Here is an 18,947-nt window from a genome sequence, read left to right on the forward strand (position 1 = left end):
GAATGTACAGGATTGGAAAGAGGGGATGCCAGGATACCCGTATTAAATGAAAAAAGGAGGATACTGAATGCCACAGAAGAAACGCAGTAATACAAAGAGAAAACCGACAAACAACAATAACCGCCGCAATGGCCAGCATGGCAGAAATAACAGCTTTACACAGCAGCCGCGCAAGCCAAAGCAGGAGATTCATGCCATCACCTATACCGAGGGAATTACGGTAGGCGAGCTGGCTGAAAAGATCGGCCGGCAGGCGTCGGATATCATCAAGTCTCTGTTCATGGAAGGCAAGATGGTGACCATCAACTCTCCGCTGGATGATGAGACGGTTGAGCTTGTCTGCATCGGTTATGATATCGAAGCAACCAAGGTCAAGGAACGTGAGGAAGATTCACTTGAGATTGAGATGGATACCGATCCGGATCAGCTTGAAACACGTCCTCCGATCGTGACAATCATGGGACACGTTGACCATGGTAAGACAACACTGCTTGATAAGATCCGTTCCAGCAAGGTCGCTGCCGGTGAGGCCGGCGGCATCACCCAGGCCATCGGTGCCTATCAGGTATCCATCAATGGCCGCAAGATCACTTTCCTGGATACACCAGGCCATGAGGCTTTCACAGCCATGCGTGCCCGCGGTGCCAGTGTGACCGATATCTGTGTCATCGTTGTCGCCGCTGATGATGGCGTCATGCCGCAGACACTGGAAGCCATTGACCATGCCAAGGCTGCCAACTGCCCGATTATCGTGGCCGTAAACAAGATGGATAAGCCGCATGTCAACCCGGACCGTGTCATGCAGGAAATGAGCGATCATGGCGTCATGCCGGAAGAATGGGGCGGCGATACACCGTTTGTCAAGACCAGTGCCAAGACTGGTGAAGGCATTGATGACCTGCTGGAAACCATCCTGATCATGGCGGATGTACGTGAGCTCAAAGCCAACCCGCATCAGCTCGCATCCGGAACCGTTCTGGAAGCAAGATTGGATAAGGGCAGAGGCCCGGTCGCCACACTGCTTGTACAGAATGGTACACTGCACCATGGCGAGCCGGTTGTTGTCGGCACCTGCTATGGCCGTATCCGTAAGATGGCGGATGAAAACGGTCATGAACTGCAGCAGGCCGGACCAAGCACTCCGGTTGAGGTCATTGGTCTCAATGATGTACCGGAGGCCGGCGACCTGTTCCGCTCTTATGAGGAAGAAAAGGAAGCCAGAGCTGTTGCTGACCGCAGAAACAGAAGAAAGATTGAAGCTGCCCGCCGCAAGACATCGGCGATGAGTCTGGAAGATCTGGCCAGCCAGATTGATTCCGGTGAGATCAAGGAAATCCCGATCATCATCAAGGCTGATGTGCAGGGTTCTGCCGAGGCTGTCAAGAGCTCTCTGGAGAAGCTCGATGTCAAGGGTGTCAAGGTGAATGTCATCCACAGCACTGCCGGTGCCATCAGTGAATCTGATATCATGCTGGCAGATGCCTCCCATGCCATGATTATCGGCTTTAATGTCAGACCGGATGCCAACATCCGCAAGAAGGCTGAGGAAGCCGGCGTACAGATCCGTCTGCATACGATCATCTATAAGGTGACCGAAGAAATGGAGAATGCCATGAAGGGTATGCTGGAACCGGTATACCAGGAAGTTGTCATCGGCCAGGCAGAAGTACGTCAGACATACAAGGTATCCAAGGTTGGCACCATTGCCGGCTGCATGGTGACAGATGGCAAGATTACCAACAGCTGCGGACTGCGTCTGATCCGTGACGGTATTGTCGTCTATACCGGTAAGATTGCTTCCCTGAAGCGTTTCAAGGATGATGCCAAGGAAGTCACATCCGGTTATGAATGCGGCCTGACGATTGAAAATTATAACGATATCAAGGTTGGCGATACGATCGAGGCCTTTGAAGAACAGGCAGTTGCCCCGGAGGCCTGAGCTATGTCCAGTGTCAAGCAGAAACGCCTGGAAGGAATCATCCGCAAGGATATCAGTGATATCATTCAGTTTTCTTTGAAAGATCCCAATGTTGGCTTTGTCACGATCACGGATGTCAAAGTATCTAATGATCACAGCTATGCTACGGTATATGTTTCCTTCCTTGGCAAAAAGGAACGGGCACAGGCCGGTCTGAAAGCATTGAACCGGGCCCGCGGCTATATCCGCTCTGAACTTGCACAGCAGCTGGATATCCGGCGCACACCGGAGCTGACCTTCGTCATTGATGAAGCCATGGAAAACGGCAAGCATATCGACGAGATCATTGCCCGCATCCATGAGCAGGATGCCCAGAATCATAAAGAGTGAAGCGTAAGAAACTTCACTTTTTTTTATTTTCTCAGGGGAATCCGGCAATTGCAGGGGCATAGAGAGGCAGGAGGTGATTGGTTATGAGAACCATTCAGGTTGATCCTGCACAGATCGATGCCTGTGCAGCACGCATGGAAGCGAGCAATCAGGAGTATCTGCAGTGTGTGACAAAGCTGTTTGCCACGGTGGATATGATGCAGAGGGCATGGTCAGGGAAAGACAATCTTGCCTTTACGGCTGATATTCAGAAATTTGAAGGAGATTTCAGGCAGATGTCGCTGCTCTGTTCGTACTATGTAGACTTTCTGCGCTCCAGCAGCAGAGCGTATCAGGATACCCAGGATGAGCTGACAGTACAGGCAAACCGCATTGTTGTATAAAGGAGGAGAAAAAAACATGAACGGAATTCGTATTTCACTGGATGAAGTCAATGAAGCCGCTGCCCAGATTGCATCACTCAATGCAGCGATGCAGGACAATCTTGGTGCTATGAAACGGGATATGAACAGTCTGGATGGCAACTGGATCTCTGATGCAGGCATGGCAATCCGCAGCCGCTTCAACGGCTTTTCCGCCCGCTTTGAACAGCAGAAACAGGTGATTGATTCATACGTAAGATTCCTGCATCTTACGGTCGCAAGCTATGAATCCCTGGAATCTGCCATTGCTGCAAATGCACAGAACATGCAGCAGTAAACTGACAGCTGTCCTTTGCGTCACACTGCTGGCAGCAGGATGCCAGCGTGCACCAGTGCAGACCATGACCATCGGAGAATGGATGAATGAAGCTGCCCAGCGCGCAGGTCTTTCCAAAGAGGTAACAGAAACCCCGTACTTTGCCAATGTTACCGCAGACTCCCCTTATTTTGTCCCGGTTCAGTCAGCCGTAGATTTCGGCATTCTTGAAACCCAATATGCCATTGATCCCGAAGCTGAGCTGTCCCGGCAGTGGGCTGCCTATACCATGGTGAACCTGCTTGGCGCATCTCTTACAGATGCCTCACAGTTAAAAGATGTATCCACATCGCCATTTGCGTCCCATTGTGAAACAGCAGTACAGCTTGGCCTGATGCAGGCAGATGGGCAGCAGCGCTTCTTTCCGGAACGTGTCATGTCAAAAGAAGAAGCGCTTCATCTGCTGGATGATGTGGTGAAACAGATTAATGATCCCTCAATTGCCACAAAGGAAAAAGCGGTGATTTCCCAGGATGCTGACATTGTCAGAATCCAGCCGCTTTCCTTTGATGAAAGCAAGGGCATCATTCTGCTTGAGCCAAAGGATGATATTTCTGCAGGCAGTCTGGTGTCATGGATGGATGAGGATGGCAGGGAATACGTGTACGAAGTCAATGATCTTTCCGAAGATGGATCAAAGTCAGTATTGCATGTGGTACCAGCTGATCTATCCAGTTACAGTGATGAGCTGCAGCTGGAAGGGGAAGATACCATTGATTTTTCCAAGGCAGAAATACTGGAGGATCCGGATGATGATACTGCATCCATCCAGGATCCTTTTCTGTCTCCTGCTTCGATTCATAAACTGCAGCGGCAGAAAACCATCAACGGCTATACCGTAGTATGGTCTGCCACTTCCAGCGGTATCACTGCCTCTGTCTCTAAAAATCTAGGCGCGGGATCAGAGGCAAGTGCCAGGCTGCGGCTGAATGGCATCAAAGTCAAATACAAGTGGTACAGCAGGAAGGATGATGTTAACAATGCCTTCTTCCGTCTGTCTGCCCATAGTGAAGAATCCCTGCAGGTCAAAGCAGGCAGCTATAAAACACTGTATGGTGATTTTTCGGCTTTGAAAGCAAAGGATTTTCCGGATACCCTTGCCGGCTTTCTGAAAGAAAAGAAGGAAATGGCAGAAACAGAAATACCCATCTGCACGATCCGGGTGCCGGTCAATGGCTCCTCGACGGTAACGGTGAAAGCAAGGCTGTTTCTGCGTCTTTTTACCAGCGGAAAAGTACAGCTGACATTAAGCCAGGATCATGTCATGGGAATGGAAGCACGCAATGGCAGTGTCCGGGTGATCCGCGATTTTGATCATGACCAGAATGCTTTGATCAAAGCCGATGCGGGTCTTACCGGCAATCTGCGCTTTTCCTTGGACTTTCTGAAACAGCAGCTGATGGATATCGGCATGGAAGCCGGTGCAAAAGCAGCGGTCAGTGCAACGATGCATCTGTTTGATGAAGAAGGAGAAATGACCAGTGTACCATCCGTCTTTGATGCGGATGTGACGGATGAGCTGGCCCAGGGTAATCCCGATGTTCTTGTATGCACGGATATCAATGCATACTGGCTGCTGAAACTGCATCTGAATTCGTCTTCTTCACTGCTTGGCAGACTTGGTTTTGGCAAAGATCTGTCCATTCTCGATGGTGACAATGCCTCCATTTTTCCCCATGGTGCAAAGCACATGGAAAACTGGCAGTTTGTGGATGAATGTACACGTACCAGCCGCCACAAAGCGATCAAGAGTGAAGAAAAGATTGCGGTGCGCCAGCGCATTCAGCTTTCTTCCTATGCCAGGACAGTTGGGGCGGGCCAATCAGTTTCCATTGAGATCACAGGACTTCCCCAGGGGTATTCCCGCAAAGATCTTGTGTATACATGTGCAGATACGGCAATTGTCTCGGTTTCTTCAGATGGTACGGTTACTGGCATCCAGCCCGGCAGTACAGAAATCACAATTGCTACAAAGGATGGCAAATACAGCGTAAAGCTTTCGGTGCTGGTGCCATCTTCCGGGGCGCTATGATTATTCTGCAGGAAGAAAACGGCTGCCTGCAGACGATGCACAGTGAAGGACACAGCCACCCGCTGCAGCTGTTTGGCAGATGGGTTCTGCTCTGGCAGCTGCAGGATGAGGAGGCCCTGCGGCTGCCCGCAGATATCCAGGAAATCACCCATGAAAAGCTGCTGCACAGAAGACATCTGGTCTTTCAGCACAACGAGCAGACATCTGCACTTTCTCTGCTGGAGGAAACAGGCTATGGCCGCTATATCAAATATGTCCTGGATAACAGCATTGTGACAATTGGCTCCGCTTTGGAAAATGATATCTACCTGCAGGATGAACATGTTCTTCCTTCGCAGTTTCAGATTCATATGATGTCCCACAAAATCTATTCGGCAGAAGGCAGCCAGAAAGGCTATCTCAATGGCAGAGCATTGGAACGGGAAGAATCTTTTACAGATGGAATGGTGCTGCAGATTCTGAATCTGCGCATCATTCTTTCATCTTCCTTCCTGATGATCAATCAGGGAGCGAATATCTTCTGCTCTCTGGATGCATACCATCCGGACTGCCAGGTGCACATGATCCGTGATCTGCAGCCGCTGCATTTTGCGCGCAGCGTATTTCCAGAAGTGACCATGATGCCGGAAAGGATTGAAGCACCCAAGAAGCAGGAAATGATCCCGGAAGAAGGCAGACCATTGTTTCTGATGATGGGACCGCCGCTGATGATGGCCATTGGGGCTTTGACAATGGGATCTTTGAGTGCATGGAACAGCTATCTTGATGGCAGAACAATACTGCAGGTATTGCCAATGGTTCTGCTGCCGGGACTGATGGCAGTCAGTACGCTTCTGTTTACACCATTGAACCGGCTGTATGAGAAAAGCCGCAGAAATAAACAACAAAAAACAAATGAAGAAGCATACAAGGATGCCTGCCTGCAGCTCATTTCGCAATGGGAAAAGACAGCCGGAAATTATCAGAAACAGTGTGAGGAACTGTGGCCTTCACCATGCTATCTGCGCAAAGACATTGATCAGATGCGGCATCTTTCCTGCCTGGACCCATTGGATTCAAGGTTCTATCAGGTACACTGCGGCATGCGTGACAACCCTGTCCAATGCAGTGAAACAAACATTCAGGATACTCTGCTTCAGAAGGTTCCCACGATTCCGTTTGTTTTTTCCATTGCAGAAGGCATGACACAGATTCAGGATGACAGCCCGGAAAAAACAATCCAGAACAGTATTCTGCTGCAGCTGCTGTGCCGCCACAGTCCCAGGGACCTTTCCCTCATTTTTGTCCTGGAACATCCTGATGATTTCCCATCAGCCATGATGATTCCACATGCGCGTTATAAAGGCAGACGGCTGATCATGTCTCTGGAAACCTATGAAAGCAAAGGCATCCAGATGGAAGAAGGAAGGCATGCTTTGACGGTCTGCTTTGCCCGGTGTGAAGTTTCGATGCAGGGGAAACGCATGCTTGTTTTTTCGAATGTCTTTCAGCCGCATGCAGACCGTGTGCTGCAGTATGACAACTGCCGCGGCCAGCTGGTTGAACGCCATAGCCAGAAGGTGATTCCGTTTGTCTCACCTGCATGGAATGGGCTGGATCTTTTGAAAATAAGCAGTGCTATGGCCTGGGGAAACCTTGCGGATGACTTCCAGAAAAAACGGACCTTCCTACAGATGCATGGCATGGAAGAGCCACGGGAAGCTGACATCTGTGCCCGCTGGCAGAAAAACCATGCCAGAAGAAATCTGAAAGCACTGATTGGCGCAAAAGGACAGCGGCTGATCAGTCTGGATCTGCATGAACACCAGGATGGTCCCCATGGCCTGATTGCCGGCACAACCGGATCCGGCAAGAGTGAGCTGATCCTGACAATGCTGCTGTCACTGGCTGTCACCTATTCTCCTCAGGATGTACAGATAGCCGTGATCGATTTCAAAGGCAATACGCTTGCCCAGGCTTTGACCATGCCGAATGGCAGATTGATCCCGCATGTGGCAGGTGTGCTGTCCAACCTGGAAGCCCACCATGCAGACCGTGCGATCGTCTCACTGCAGAATGAATGCCGTAACAGACAGAAACTGTTTGTCCGCCTGCATGAAAAAACAGGTGAAAACATCAATGATCTGGATGCATACCGGGCATCATGGAAACCGGAAACAGGCCTTCCATATCTTGGCCACCTGGTTGTAGTCATTGATGAATTTGCCCAGTTGAAGCAGGAGATGCTCGTTTTCATGGATGATCTGATTGCCATGGCAAGAATCGGCAGGTCACTTGGCATTCATCTGATCCTGGCAACCCAGAAACCAGCTGGTGTTATCAATGATCAGATCTGGGCAAATACCCGTTTTAAAATCTGTCTGCGCGTACAGGATGAACAGGATTCCCGTGAAGTTATCAAGGATCCCTGTGCCATCAGCCTGCAGGCACCAGGCAGCTTTTATCTCAAGCGTGATCAGCAGCTGCTGATGGGACAGGCCGGCTATGTCAACGGACCATGTGCCAATACAAAAGACGGTATCCAGCAGCTCTCTGTCTTTGGCGAAGTCATCGCTGAAAGCAGGCATCATCCCATCGTTACCGAGCGCATGCTGGTCCTCAATGCACTGTCAAAAGCGCAGAAAGAAACCGGCCTGCAGGCTGAAAAGCTGTGGCTGGATGAGCCTGGAAAGCTGAATGGCTGTGATATCAGAGGCAGAAATGTCATCGGCATTCTGGATGATTACTGGCACCATGTCCACCGTCCTTATCTCCGTAAAGAAATGACAGCCCTCTTTGGTGAACATGCCAAAAGTAAAGATGCCTTCTTTGATCTGCTTGTGCACAAATGCGTGATCGATGCAGACAAAGAAGAAATCTATGTCATTGCCCCAAAGCAGGATACTGACCGTTATGCTTCTATGACCGGTATTTCCGGTGTCATTGACCATCAGGATGAAGACAGACTGCTCCTGCTGAACCGCCATCTTGAACAAAGCAGAACAAAAGCCGTTCTTTTCATCAAGGATTACCGCACGCTTGCCTGTGACAGCCAGAAAAAAGGGCAGATGCTGCACAGGTGGATTCAGCACCATCAGGAAATGCACCTGTCTGTCTGCATCTTTGCGGCCAATGCATCATTGGTTCAGTATCAGGACCTGCTCTGCTTCCAGCAGCGGATTGTACTTGGCTGTTCCAACCGCCAGGAAGCCGGCATGATTTTTGAAATGCCATCTGGTGAGCTGCCTGAAAAAGAAGGAAAGGCATGGGTGAAGGATCATGAGCATCTGCTGCAGATCAGCTGGCCAAAGGTGGATGAACATCTGATTTGTGAAAGAAAGGCACCATGGATACTGCCGGTGATGCCGCCATCCATCAAAGCGAATGCATGCTCCGATGACGGCATAGTCATTGGCATTTCCTGTCAGGATTTCAGATGGAAAACCATACCGCATGACAAACTGTTGATCGTTACCGGTCTGTCCTTGCAGAAAGCAGAGAATTTTCTGCTTGCTCTGCAGCAGCAGAACGTACCGTCTGCGATTGGCTTCAAGCAGCTTGGCGGCATGGTCAAAGGTGTTGTCTTTGTGCCATTGCATGAGATTGCAAAATGTCTGATGGAAGAATACAGCATCCTGTTTGCTGGCAATGGCCTGAAGCATCAGTACACACTGCATGCAAAACTGGAAGAAGATCTTTCCCCTGAGGAAGGCATGCTGTTTGCAGATGGCGGTTATGAAAAAATCCGCCTGATTGAGGCGGACCGGGAAGAGGAAACAGAGAAGGAGTGATGAAATGTCACAGCAGATTACCGTGTTTCTTTTTGTGGCAGTCATGCAGAAATGGTATGAATGCAGAGTGAATTGCGCCATGAACTTTCAAAGTGTATATGCAGCTTTGATTGAAATGAATGCAGTCCAGGATGGCTGGCAGCTTCAGGAAAGCAGAGAGCCAGCTGTCTTTGAATATGCCAGCGGCAGACAGTGTGATACAGATATCTCTCTGTCGGCCTGCGGTGTTGTGGATGGCATGTCCTTTCTGTTGTTCTAATCAAAGCGGTGATGAAAGGTACACTGCTGACAATATGGCTCCACAAGCATATGGGACCGGATTCCCTTAACCATATCGAGATAGCGCCTTGAAGAAAGCAGAGCGGCAAGCGATGCCTCATGCAGATTACCAAAGGCAATATGGCCATCATAGTCAAGACAGCAGGGCACCAGTGTGCCATCAGAAAGAATGGCAATCTGATCTACGGCGCCATGGCAGCGGCCTTTGCAGCAGGGAACAGTTTCTTCCTGTCCGGGCCAGGAAAAGGCATTGTCAAAGTCCACAAAGACATGCGGCATAATCTGATAATTGGCTTTGCGCACTGATGGCACAAAGGTATAGTGATCCTGCAGATACTGCAGGATCTTCTGCGCATGATCACGGGCAAGCACATCATCCCGCCAGAAACGGATTTCTACTGTAGGATGTTCAGCTGCACTTGCCTGTTTCATCATCTGTGTCAGAACATCTTTCAATTGATTCATATCACCATTCTGAAATGGTGCTGACTGCAGAGAAACAGACAGTTTGCGCAGGGAAGAATGATCCAGAAGAGATGGATGCAGATAGAGCAGAGAGCCATTGGTGACAAGCTGAACCTTCATGCCGTACTGATCGCAGAGATTCATGATTGTTTCAAAATCCGGATGCAGCAATGGTTCTCCCTGTACATGCAGATAGATATAATCTGTATAGTTTTTCACCTGTGGCAGCAAAGACTCAAAAAAAGCAGGAGACATGTTTTCCGGTGCGCGGTGATGGCGGGCACAGAAGGCACATTTCAGATTGCACTTGTTGGTAATTTCCAGATAAACGCGTTTGATCATGAGGATGATAATACAGCGGAATCAGGCATAAAAAAAGAGGCACTGCCTCTTTTGAGATTAATGCTGAATGAAACTGCGCAGGAACGCTTTGGTAATTTCACTGTCAGGTGACTGAAACAGCTTCTGGGGCGTTCCCTGTTCCTCAATAATGCCATTGTTCATGAAGACAACCCGGTCAGAAACATCTCTGGCAAAGGACATCTCATGGGTAACAACAATCATGGTCAATCCTTCTTTGGCAAGATCTTTCATGACATTAAGAACTTCACCAACCATCTCCGGATCCAGGGCACTTGTCGGCTCATCAAACAGCATCAGCTTGGGATCCTGGCACAATGCTCTGGCAATAGCAACACGCTGTTTCTGGCCGCCGGAGATCTGTCTGACATCTGCCTGTGCAAAGTCAGCCATACCGACCTTATCCAGCAGCGCCATTGCTTTTTCCTCCGCTTCTTTGCGGGATCTGTGGAGTACCTTCATCTGCGGCTTGACACAGTTTTCCAGCACATTCATGTTATTGAACAGATTGAACTGCTGGAAGCACATGCCAACCTTCGCACGATAGGCATTGACATTCTTTGTTTTGAGGATGTCCTGACCAAAAACCTTGATTGTGCCGCTGTCCGGCTTTTCCAGCAGGTTGATGCAGCGCAGCAGGGTAGACTTACCTGAACCGGAACGGCCGATCAGGCAGACAACTTCGCCTTCATTGACATTGAAATCGATGCCTTTCAATACTTCCAGACTGCCGAAGCTCTTATGAATATCTTCAATTTGTACTAACGGTTCACTCATTACAGGGCTCCTTTTGTTGTGTTCTTACGTCTGGCAAGTTTGATGCTTTCAGGCGAAGTATCGCTCATCGGCAGGGTGACTTTGCTGCCTTTGTTCATACGCTTTTCAATCGCATTGAGAATCACGGTCGCAATCAGGTTGAGGATGAGATAAATCATTGCCTCAATGAAGTAAGTCTCTGTGAAGTGGAAGGTTGTACCAGCAATGGACTTTGCCTGGAACATCAGTTCGGTGATGGAGATGATCATCAGTACCGAGGAATCCTTGATATTGACAATCAGCTCATTGCCGATGGCAGGGAAGGCATTGCGCACAGCCTGCGGCAGGACAACTGAGATCATCGTCTGGGCATTGGACATGCCAAGAGATCTGGCTGCTTCTGTCTGTCCGGGATCCACTGCCTGAATGCCAGAGCGGATAATCTCTGCCATATAGGCACCGGTATTGATGGAAATAACTGTTAATGCAGCCTGCAGCGCTGTCCAGTTGAATACATGCAGCAGTGCATAATAGAAGAACAGAGCCTGAACCATCATTGGTGTTCCACGGAAGATGGTGATGTAGATATTGGCCAGAATATCGAAGAATTTTTTGACGAAACGGGCAGGCTTTGGTGTTGTGTAATCCGGTTTCACTGCCCGCAGTCCGCCAACCAGCAGACCAATCAGATAACCGCATACTGTACCAACGATAGCAACCAGCAGAGTTGTGCGGATGCCAAGAAGCAGGCTGGACCAGTAAGTCCTGAGAATATCAATGACGTTCTGAATAAACATGAATACTTCCTGTCAGCCCTTAATCCTGAGATGCCGGCTGGTTCTTGACAGCCGTCTCCATCATCTGTTCACGCTCATCATCAGAAATGGTATCAAGAGCACTCTGCAGAGAATCCAGCAGATCCTTGTCATCCTTGCGTACTGCCACAGATACAGACGCGTCCTTGTCAGCACCTGTGAAGCCCTTGCCATCTTCAAATGTAATGTAAGTCAGATCCGGATTTGCTTCGACAACACCCTTGGCAACCGGCAGCTCAGATGTGACTGCATCCACCGCACCGGACTGCAGTGCCTGAATGGCAGCCGGGAATGTTTCGGCGCCAGGCTGGTGCTGTACATTCGGAATCTGATCAATGATCGTATCATACAGTGTGTTCAGCTGACCAACGACCTTCTTGCCGGAGAAATCCTCAAGTGATGTCGCATTGGCAAGATCAGAATTCTTTTCAACGATGATGACTTCTGTAGATACATAATACGGTGTTGTGAAGGCAACTTCCTTTTCACGCTCTTCCGTATCGGTCATACCAGCGATGATGGCATCAATCTGATTGTTCTGCAGAGACAGAATCAGGTTGTCCCAGTCAAGCTTTACGATCTTGACCTGCTTGTTTGTCTTTTCAGCCAGCTTTTCTGCCATCATGACATCATAGCCGTCACAATAATCAACACTGGTAATCTGCTGGGAAGTATCGGTCTTCTCCGTAGTTGTCCAGTTATACGGTGCATAGTTGCATTCCATGCCAACCCGAAGGGTATTGGCATCCGCAGTTGCCGAAGCAGATGCGGCAGCAGCGGAGCCAGAACCACAGCCTGCCAGCAGAACAGCACATAATGCAGAAACAGAAACAGAGCGAATTGCGTTTTTCATTTTCTTTTCCTCCCGAAATAAGAAAACCGTATGCTATTACACACACGGTTTATTTACATCCGGTAAGTAATAGCGCCTCTTCTTGCGAAGGAGTGGCTGAGATGTTTTCCCAACCCCCACGCTGCATGCCTGCCGGCATACACGTTCGGCGGTGATTGCCTTTCTCTCCGTTCACAGCCCGCCGGCTCCAGGAGGTACTCATCTGCACCGCAACCTCTATTCAGTTTTCTTGTGTAAAATGTAGCACTATGAAAAATATTGTCAACTGCCATTTGTAATAAATTTCAGCCAGATTGGCTACCATGACATTCATACAATTGCAGCAGAGACCGGATGATTACGCATGGATATGTTATAATGAGCCCGCTATGGACGCTGTATTATTGCTCAATAAACCCGCTGGCATGACCAGCTTTGCCGCAGTCCGCAAGTGCCGCAGTCTGATGCAGGAAAAAAAGGCAGGACATACCGGAACCCTTGATCCCAATGCCCAGGGACTGATGATCGTACTGCTTGGCCGCTATACAAAACTTGCCCCGTACTGCATATGCAATCATAAGCATTACATTGCTGAATTTGTGTTTGGCAAGCAAACCGATACCCAGGATATCTGGGGAAACATTCTGCAGGAAAGCGCGCCCCGGCCGGTCTCACAGGCCCAGCTCGATGAAGCATGCATTCCATTTACCGGTGATATCCTGCAGGTGCCGCCTATGTATTCTGCCATTAAAATCAATGGCCAGAAACTGGTGGATCTTGCCCGCAGGGGCAGGGAAGTAGAACGGGCGCCAAGACCTGTGCACATCAGCTCTCTTTCTGTCACAAAAGTAAAAGACAATCTCTATCAGATGGATGCGGTTGTCTCTTCCGGCACTTATATCCGCACCCTGATTCAGGATTACTGCCATGCTCTGGGACAGATCGGAACAATGACATCCCTGCGCCGGGTATCCATTGAGAATATCAACCTGGACCAGGCAGCTGATTTTGACTGCCTGGAAAAGGGCATTGTTTCACCATTACAGGTCATTGATCCAGCCTGGCTGCAGGTGGATGGGAGTCCTTATGAAAAAGAAATCCGCTGCGGCAAGCCGCTGCAGCTGGATGTATCTTCATCCCGAATCATGCTGTGCAGCCACGATGATGTCCTGGCTGCCTATGAGAAAAAAGAAGATGGCCTGTACCACTGCCAAAGGGGGTTGTTCTGATGCGCATTATCCGCGTGAGTCTATCAAATCTGAAGAAAAGCAAGACACCAATGTGTGCCTGTATCGGCTATTTTGACGGCCTGCACAGAGGCCATCAGAAACTGCTGGCAGAAACCACTGCCATGGCAAAGCGCCACAATTGTGAAACCGGCATGATCACTTTTGACCCGGATCCCTGGGTTGTCATCAAAGGCATGCAGCATGTGCGCCACATCTCCACGATGCGCCAGCGCATGAACCTGGCGGTCAAGCTTGGCATGGACAACATCATCCTGCTGGAATTCACCCGTGAAATGAGTGAACTTTCACCCCAGGATTTCATTGACAAGGTGCTCGGCTCTTTGAATCTGAAGGGACTTGTATGCGGCTTTGATTTCCACTTTGCCTACAAAGGAAGCGGCGATATAGAATTCCTTAAGACACACGTTCCTTATGAGGTAGAAGTTGTTCCACCGGTTGAAGACGAACATGGCAAGATCTCTTCCACCCGCATTTCCCAGTGCATTGTAGAAGGCAGAATGGAAGAAGCACAGGAAATGCTTGGCTATCCGTTTGCCATAGAAGGAAAGGTTGTCCATGGACGCCACCGCGGCACGGGCATGGGCTTCCCGACTGCCAACGTGGAATTTGATGATGAATACCTGCTGCCCAAGACCGGTGTCTATGCCGGTATGGCAACCGTTGGCCGCAGATCCTACCAGGCGATGATCAACCTGGGCCGCAATCCTACGTTCAATGACATTGACCATCTTTCTCTGGAGGCATACCTGATTGATTTCTCCGGCGATCTGTATGACCGCCACATCAGCCTGGCTTTTCTGAAATATATCCGTCCGGAGATCCGCTTTCAGAACAAGGACAACCTGATCATGCAGATGGAACAGGATTTACGGGATATCAAAGACTATTTTGATCATGAATGATACTTATAGAAAACGTATGCAGACACTGCTTGGCGCTGAACAGTGCCAGCAGTATTTTGATCTGCTTGACACCGAGCCCAGACGTGGTTTCCGTGTCAATACTCTGAAAATCGACGATGACAGCCTGTTTGCTTTGACACACCTTGAAAGGGAGAAGACACCGTTTGCAGTCAACGGCTACTATCTGCATGGGGAAACCGGCCTTGGTGCTACCCCAGCTGGTGTTGCCGGTCTTTTCTATATGCAGGAGCCAAGTGCATCTGCTGCTGTTACCATCCTGCACCCGGAAAAAGGCATGAAGGTACTGGATCTTTGTGCAGCCCCGGGCTCCAAGAGCACCCAGATTGCTGAGATGCTGGATCATACCGGCATGCTTGTCACCAATGAGATCAATACAAAACGGGCAGGCGTGCTGCTGGAGAATATTGAGCGCTGCGGCACCGCCAATGCGATGGTATTAAACAGTGATACCAAACATGTGGCGGATGCTTTTCCTTCCTTTTTTGATGCCGTGCTTTGTGATGCGCCATGCTCCGGAGAAGGAATGATGCGCAAAAATGAAGAGGCACGCCGCCAGTGGAGTGAAAAGCTTGTGGCCGAGTGTGCAGCCCTGCAGAAAGAAATACTGGACAATGCCTATGCATGCCTGAAAAGCGGCGGGAAGATGGTGTATTCCACCTGTACCTTTGCCCCGGAAGAGAATGAACTGCAGATTTCATCCTTCCTGCAGCGCCATCCTGACATGCATACCGTCCGTATCGATGTTCCCTTTGGCAGGGAAGCACTTGCGTATCCCGGCCATACGGAATATGCAAGGCGCATCTATCCAATGGATGGCGGCGAAGGCCACTTCATCTGCCTGATGGAAAAAGATGACAGAAAAGAAATTGTTCCATCCGTAGGACTGATCAAGTCTGAGCAGATTCCTGCCTGTGCCTCTAAATTTTTCAAAGAAAATCTCACAAAGCCGTACCCCTATATGCTTTCTGTACGGGGCAGAATCTATGGCGGTACTTCGCCATTTTATCAGGCTGCCGGATGCCGGCTGATGCGCCATCAGGTCTTCCTCGGGGAAGAGCGCTATGGCCGCTTTGAACCTTCCCATAACCTGTTTACTTCTGCCTGGGGCAGCTTTGTGCACAAAGTGGATCTCAGTGATGATGAAGTATGCCACTACCTGCGCGGAGAGGTCATTCCAAGAGCCATGGACAGGGGCTGGTATGCCGTCTGCTTCAAAGGCTATGTGCTGGGCGGTGCCCACAGTGATGGGAAGATGCTGAAGAATAAGTATCCAAAGGCGCTGCGCCTGAGGTAATGCAAAACATGGAAATGAAATTATTTGAATTCATTGATGATACGATCAATTACTATAACCTGCATAAAGCAGGCTATGAGTATGTCATGGGACAGCTGAAACAGTTCTGTCAGATCCTCTGCCAGGATGATAAAGATGCCGTTGTCGCACTGACCAGCCGCATCAAGGCTGAGGATTCTCTCAAGGAAAAGCTGATCCGCAACCAGTTCTATCTGCAGTGCAAAGATGGTGAGGATGCCATTGCCCATCTGTCTGATCTGATTGGCATTACAATACAGTGCCGTTTCATCCGCAATGAGAACGAGATCTACCAGCATCTGTTCCGCCATTTTGATCAGCCGGAAACCGGCTATGCCCATGCAAAGGAAAATGAAAACTGCTGGCTGAACCTGCGCATGCCCCAGCCCCAGTACCAGCGCAATGGCTTTACCATTTACCGGCTGGACGGATATTATCTGTTTAATGGCACGAAAGTAAACTATGAACTGCAGATCAAGTCCATGGTCCATAATTTCTGGAGTGATATCGAACATCAGGTTGTTTACAAGAATCCTGACTTTGTTGTGTATGACCGTTTCAATAAATCCATGCTGGGTGCCATCCGGGACAATCTGGATGTTGTCGACCGTCAGCTGGAGATCATGTACAACGAAATCTCTGATGAATCAAGCCGTAAGCAGATCGGCATGGATGAAAAGGGATTCAAGGTATTTACCGCGCAGAGTATCAACGAACTTGTCAACCGCAAGATGATTGAGTCGGTCGGCTTCACCACGGATTTCAAGAAGTGCAGCGCCATTCTCGCCCAATACATTTATATCCGTGACTTTGTAAACGGCACCCATAACCGCGAGATGATGGTTGACTACCTGGAACATCTCAACTATCTTGCCCAGAGTGAGATTGACTTTAAACAGGAAATCTTTCTGGAAAAGCCATACATGAGTGACGATGTCTTCTGCAGCAAGCTCGGTACATACTGGCAGTCCATCATGAATACGGACTTCCAGTGGCATATCTTCTTTGCCATGCTGTTTTCCATTCAGCCTGGCAATAACTTTGAAGACCTGGATGACTTTGTCCATGTCATTGAACGGCTGCTTGTACAGCCAGGCTGGTTTGCCGGAACCTTCCCGAAGTATTCAGAACGAGAGAAAAAACAGGCCCATGATGCCTTGCTTTCTGTCCTTGCGGAAGGACTGATCAGCTGCGGCAGGGTAGATATTGTTCATGAAGACAATCTGCATAAAGTTATGGAAATCTTCCGGAAGTTTGTGAATTTCTGTGAGGAGCGGTATCCGGACTATGACAGTTTTGCCAGCAGTGAGAAAGCAGTGCGGACAACACTTTTGCATCAGATCGGTATCATTTTCCAATAGGTGCCTTGAAGGAAGATGCTATAATAAACAACAGAAAAAGGAGCAGTAATATGGCGCAGGATTATGTAATTCTTGACAAGAAAAATGAGAATGGAATGATTGCCATCAATAAATCGGTCTTTGAGTCGATTGCTGAGATCAGCATTGGTGATATTGAAAACGCTGTGGCAGTGAAGGAAACACGTTTTTCCAAACCAGTATCTGTCAGAATTGACAAGGGTGAGCTGCTTGTGACAGCAGACATCAAGGTGAAGTATGGTGCCAATGTCAATGCAACGGCGGAACTGCTGCAGAATAAGATCTATGAGAATATTCTGTTCATGACCGGATACAAGGCATCAGATGTTACGGTGAATGTCACAGGATTTGAGATTTAACTTGACAAAGAGACAGTAACAGAGTTTAATAGACAGGTAATCTGAAAGACGGAAAGAAGAAGCACCGCTTCTCACCCGAGTATCCCATGGGATCTGGGTAGAAATGCCGAAGAAACGATTTAGGAATCCAAGGCAGGTGCGTGTATCCGTACCTGTTTTTCAGTTATATGAGGAGGTTTGCTTGGCAAAGTACAGAAGAAGCAGCAGTAACGGTAGAAAAGGACCGGAAGACCTGGTTAACGAAGCAATTCGTTTCCGGGAAGTTCTCGTCATTGGACCAGATGGTGAACAGCTTGGCACAATGACGCGTCGCGAGGCACTCGATAAAGCATATGACATGAATCTGGATCTTCTTTGTGTTGCGCCGAATGCCAAAGTCCCGGTCTGCAAGACCCTCGACTATGGCAAGTATCACTTTGAAGCACAGAAGAAAGCCAGAGAAGCGAAGAAGAACCAGCATGTTACGGAAGTGAAGGCACTGCGTGTCTCACCGGTAATCGACCAGCATGATTTTGATACCAAACTGGAACGTTCCCGTGCGTGGATCGAAGATGGACAGAAAGTCCGCATCGATATGAAGTTCAGGGGAAGAATGATTACCCGTCAGGAAGTCGGACGTGAAATTATGCATAAGTTCATGGACGGTATTTCTGATATTGCGAATGTTGAGAAAGCCCCCAGCATGGAGGGAAACACAATGTCTGTTGTGTTTGCTCCGAAGAAGAAATAAGGAAAAGGAGAAGTCACTATGAAAGCAAAAGCAAGAAAGCCCAAGAAGATCAGAATGAAGACAAAGAAGACCTTCGCTAAGCGTTCTAAGATTACCGGCAGCGGCAAGCTCGCTACAAGCCACAACTACATTTCGCATTTTGCAGCTAACAAGACTCACAAGCAGAAGATGCATCTGAGAAAGCGCACAACTGCAGACAAGACAGATTTCAAGCGTGACAAGCAGCTGCTGCAGGGTTAATTGGAGGATAGGCAAAGATGAGAGTTAAAGGATCAACACCTACACGTAATAGACGTAAGAAGGTTTTAAAGCTTGCCAAGGGTTATTTTGGCAGCAAACATCTGCTCTACAGGACAGCCAATGAGCAGGTCATGCGTTCCCAGCGCTATGCATTCGCTGGCAGAAAGCAGACAAAGAGAGACATGCGCAAGCTCTGGATTGCCAGAATCAACGCAGCTGTACGTCCTTATGATCTGTCCTACAGCAAGTTCATGCATGGTCTGAAGCTGGCCAACATCAACATCAACAGAAAGATGCTGTCCGAGATCGCCATTCATGACGAGAAGGGCTTCAAGGATCTGGTTGACGCATCTAAAAATGCGCTGAACGCATAAAAAAAGATTGCTTTACTTTTCTGTC

19 protein-coding genes and 1 riboswitch are annotated in these 18,947 nt (G+C 49.0%); of the genes, 15 read left to right on the forward strand and 4 right to left on the reverse strand.

Going from position 1 to position 18,947, the window contains the following annotated elements; genetic code table 11:
- The first annotated feature begins 67 nt into the window (after nucleotides 1-67).
- The 7 genes from infB (at nucleotide 68) to SOI44_RS01470 (ending at nucleotide 9,107) form a co-directional block, all read left to right on the forward strand.
- On the forward strand, nucleotides 68-1,939 hold the full coding sequence (gene infB / locus SOI44_RS01440) for a translation initiation factor IF-2 (RefSeq protein WP_331347475.1): 1,872 nt from the start codon (nucleotides 68-70) through the stop codon (nucleotides 1,937-1,939).
- 3 nt (nucleotides 1,940-1,942) lie between these two features.
- The gene (gene rbfA, locus SOI44_RS01445; protein WP_331347476.1) at nucleotides 1,943-2,308 is read left to right on the forward strand and encodes a 30S ribosome-binding factor RbfA; all 366 of its coding nucleotides are present in this window, start codon (nucleotides 1,943-1,945) and stop codon (nucleotides 2,306-2,308) included.
- A gap of 83 nt (nucleotides 2,309-2,391) precedes the next feature.
- A complete protein-coding gene (locus SOI44_RS01450) occupies nucleotides 2,392-2,691 on the forward strand; it encodes a WXG100 family type VII secretion target (RefSeq protein WP_331347477.1) in 300 nt (99 codons plus the stop codon).
- A 16-nt stretch (nucleotides 2,692-2,707) separates the two neighbouring features.
- The gene (locus SOI44_RS01455; RefSeq protein ID WP_331347478.1) at nucleotides 2,708-3,007 is read left to right on the forward strand and encodes a pore-forming ESAT-6 family protein; all 300 of its coding nucleotides are present in this window, start codon (nucleotides 2,708-2,710) and stop codon (nucleotides 3,005-3,007) included.
- On the forward strand, nucleotides 2,985-5,078 hold the full coding sequence (locus SOI44_RS01460; RefSeq protein ID WP_331347479.1) for an Ig-like domain-containing protein: 2,094 nt from the start codon (nucleotides 2,985-2,987) through the stop codon (nucleotides 5,076-5,078). The genes SOI44_RS01455 and SOI44_RS01460 overlap by 23 nt, the downstream gene beginning before the upstream one ends.
- Nucleotides 5,075-8,848 (forward strand): FtsK/SpoIIIE domain-containing protein, encoded by a 3,774-nt coding sequence (locus SOI44_RS01465; RefSeq protein WP_331347480.1) that lies wholly within the window; start codon nucleotides 5,075-5,077, stop codon nucleotides 8,846-8,848. The genes SOI44_RS01460 and SOI44_RS01465 overlap by 4 nt, the downstream gene beginning before the upstream one ends.
- Nucleotides 8,849-8,852: 4 nt before the next feature.
- The gene (locus tag SOI44_RS01470) at nucleotides 8,853-9,107 is read left to right on the forward strand and encodes a hypothetical protein (RefSeq protein WP_331347481.1); all 255 of its coding nucleotides are present in this window, start codon (nucleotides 8,853-8,855) and stop codon (nucleotides 9,105-9,107) included.
- Here SOI44_RS01470 and SOI44_RS01475 read toward each other — a convergent pair.
- From SOI44_RS01475 to SOI44_RS01490, 4 genes are read right to left on the reverse strand one after another with little or no spacing between them, the layout of a single operon-like run.
- On the reverse strand, nucleotides 9,104-9,934 hold the full coding sequence (locus SOI44_RS01475; RefSeq protein ID WP_331347482.1) for a radical SAM/SPASM domain-containing protein: 831 nt from the start codon (nucleotides 9,932-9,934) through the stop codon (nucleotides 9,104-9,106). The genes SOI44_RS01470 and SOI44_RS01475 overlap by 4 nt on opposite strands.
- A 57-nt stretch (nucleotides 9,935-9,991) precedes the next feature.
- Complete coding sequence (locus SOI44_RS01480) at nucleotides 9,992-10,729, reverse strand: amino acid ABC transporter ATP-binding protein (protein ID WP_331347483.1); 738 nt, start codon at nucleotides 10,727-10,729, stop codon at nucleotides 9,992-9,994.
- Nucleotides 10,729-11,505 carry an amino acid ABC transporter permease gene (locus SOI44_RS01485; RefSeq protein WP_331347484.1) on the reverse strand — a complete coding sequence of 259 codons (777 nt, stop codon included), beginning with the start codon at nucleotides 11,503-11,505 and terminating at the stop codon, nucleotides 10,729-10,731. Before SOI44_RS01485 ends, SOI44_RS01480 begins: the two co-directional genes overlap by 1 nt.
- Before the next feature lie 19 nt (nucleotides 11,506-11,524).
- The gene (locus SOI44_RS01490) at nucleotides 11,525-12,376 is read right to left on the reverse strand and encodes a transporter substrate-binding domain-containing protein (RefSeq protein ID WP_331347485.1); all 852 of its coding nucleotides are present in this window, start codon (nucleotides 12,374-12,376) and stop codon (nucleotides 11,525-11,527) included.
- 62 nt (nucleotides 12,377-12,438) lie between these two features.
- Nucleotides 12,439-12,603, reverse strand: a riboswitch (Lysine riboswitch).
- Nucleotides 12,604-12,744: 141 nt separating this feature from the next.
- Here SOI44_RS01490 and truB point away from each other — a divergent pair.
- From truB to rplT, 8 genes are all read left to right on the forward strand, one after another.
- Nucleotides 12,745-13,584 (forward strand): tRNA pseudouridine(55) synthase TruB, encoded by an 840-nt coding sequence (gene truB / locus SOI44_RS01495; protein ID WP_331347486.1) that lies wholly within the window; start codon nucleotides 12,745-12,747, stop codon nucleotides 13,582-13,584.
- On the forward strand, nucleotides 13,584-14,507 hold the full coding sequence (locus SOI44_RS01500) for a bifunctional riboflavin kinase/FAD synthetase (RefSeq protein WP_331347487.1): 924 nt from the start codon (nucleotides 13,584-13,586) through the stop codon (nucleotides 14,505-14,507). Before truB ends, SOI44_RS01500 begins: the two co-directional genes overlap by 1 nt.
- The gene (locus SOI44_RS01505; protein WP_331347488.1) at nucleotides 14,500-15,822 is read left to right on the forward strand and encodes an NOL1/NOP2/sun family putative RNA methylase; all 1,323 of its coding nucleotides are present in this window, start codon (nucleotides 14,500-14,502) and stop codon (nucleotides 15,820-15,822) included. Before SOI44_RS01500 ends, SOI44_RS01505 begins: the two co-directional genes overlap by 8 nt.
- Before the next feature lie 8 nt (nucleotides 15,823-15,830).
- Entirely contained in the window at nucleotides 15,831-17,201 is a 1,371-nt protein-coding gene (locus SOI44_RS01510; RefSeq protein WP_331347489.1) for a hypothetical protein, read from the forward strand.
- Nucleotides 17,202-17,251: 50 nt separating this feature from the next.
- Complete coding sequence (locus SOI44_RS01515; protein ID WP_108775729.1) at nucleotides 17,252-17,578, forward strand: Asp23/Gls24 family envelope stress response protein; 327 nt, start codon at nucleotides 17,252-17,254, stop codon at nucleotides 17,576-17,578.
- Between the two features lie 181 nt (nucleotides 17,579-17,759).
- Entirely contained in the window at nucleotides 17,760-18,308 is a 549-nt protein-coding gene (infC, locus tag SOI44_RS01520; protein WP_331347490.1) for a translation initiation factor IF-3, read from the forward strand.
- 18 nt (nucleotides 18,309-18,326) lie between these two features.
- Nucleotides 18,327-18,548: a bL35 family ribosomal protein gene (locus tag SOI44_RS01525; protein ID WP_331347491.1), complete on the forward strand. Its 222-nt coding sequence runs from the start codon at nucleotides 18,327-18,329 to the stop codon at nucleotides 18,546-18,548.
- Nucleotides 18,549-18,565: 17 nt separating this feature from the next.
- On the forward strand, nucleotides 18,566-18,922 hold the full coding sequence (gene rplT / locus SOI44_RS01530; RefSeq protein ID WP_108775732.1) for a 50S ribosomal protein L20: 357 nt from the start codon (nucleotides 18,566-18,568) through the stop codon (nucleotides 18,920-18,922).
- Nucleotides 18,923-18,947: the final 25 nt, after the last annotated feature.

This window comes from Lactimicrobium sp., from assembly GCF_036453465.1.
Classification (GTDB): domain Bacteria; phylum Bacillota_I; class Bacilli_A; order Erysipelotrichales; family Erysipelotrichaceae; genus Bulleidia.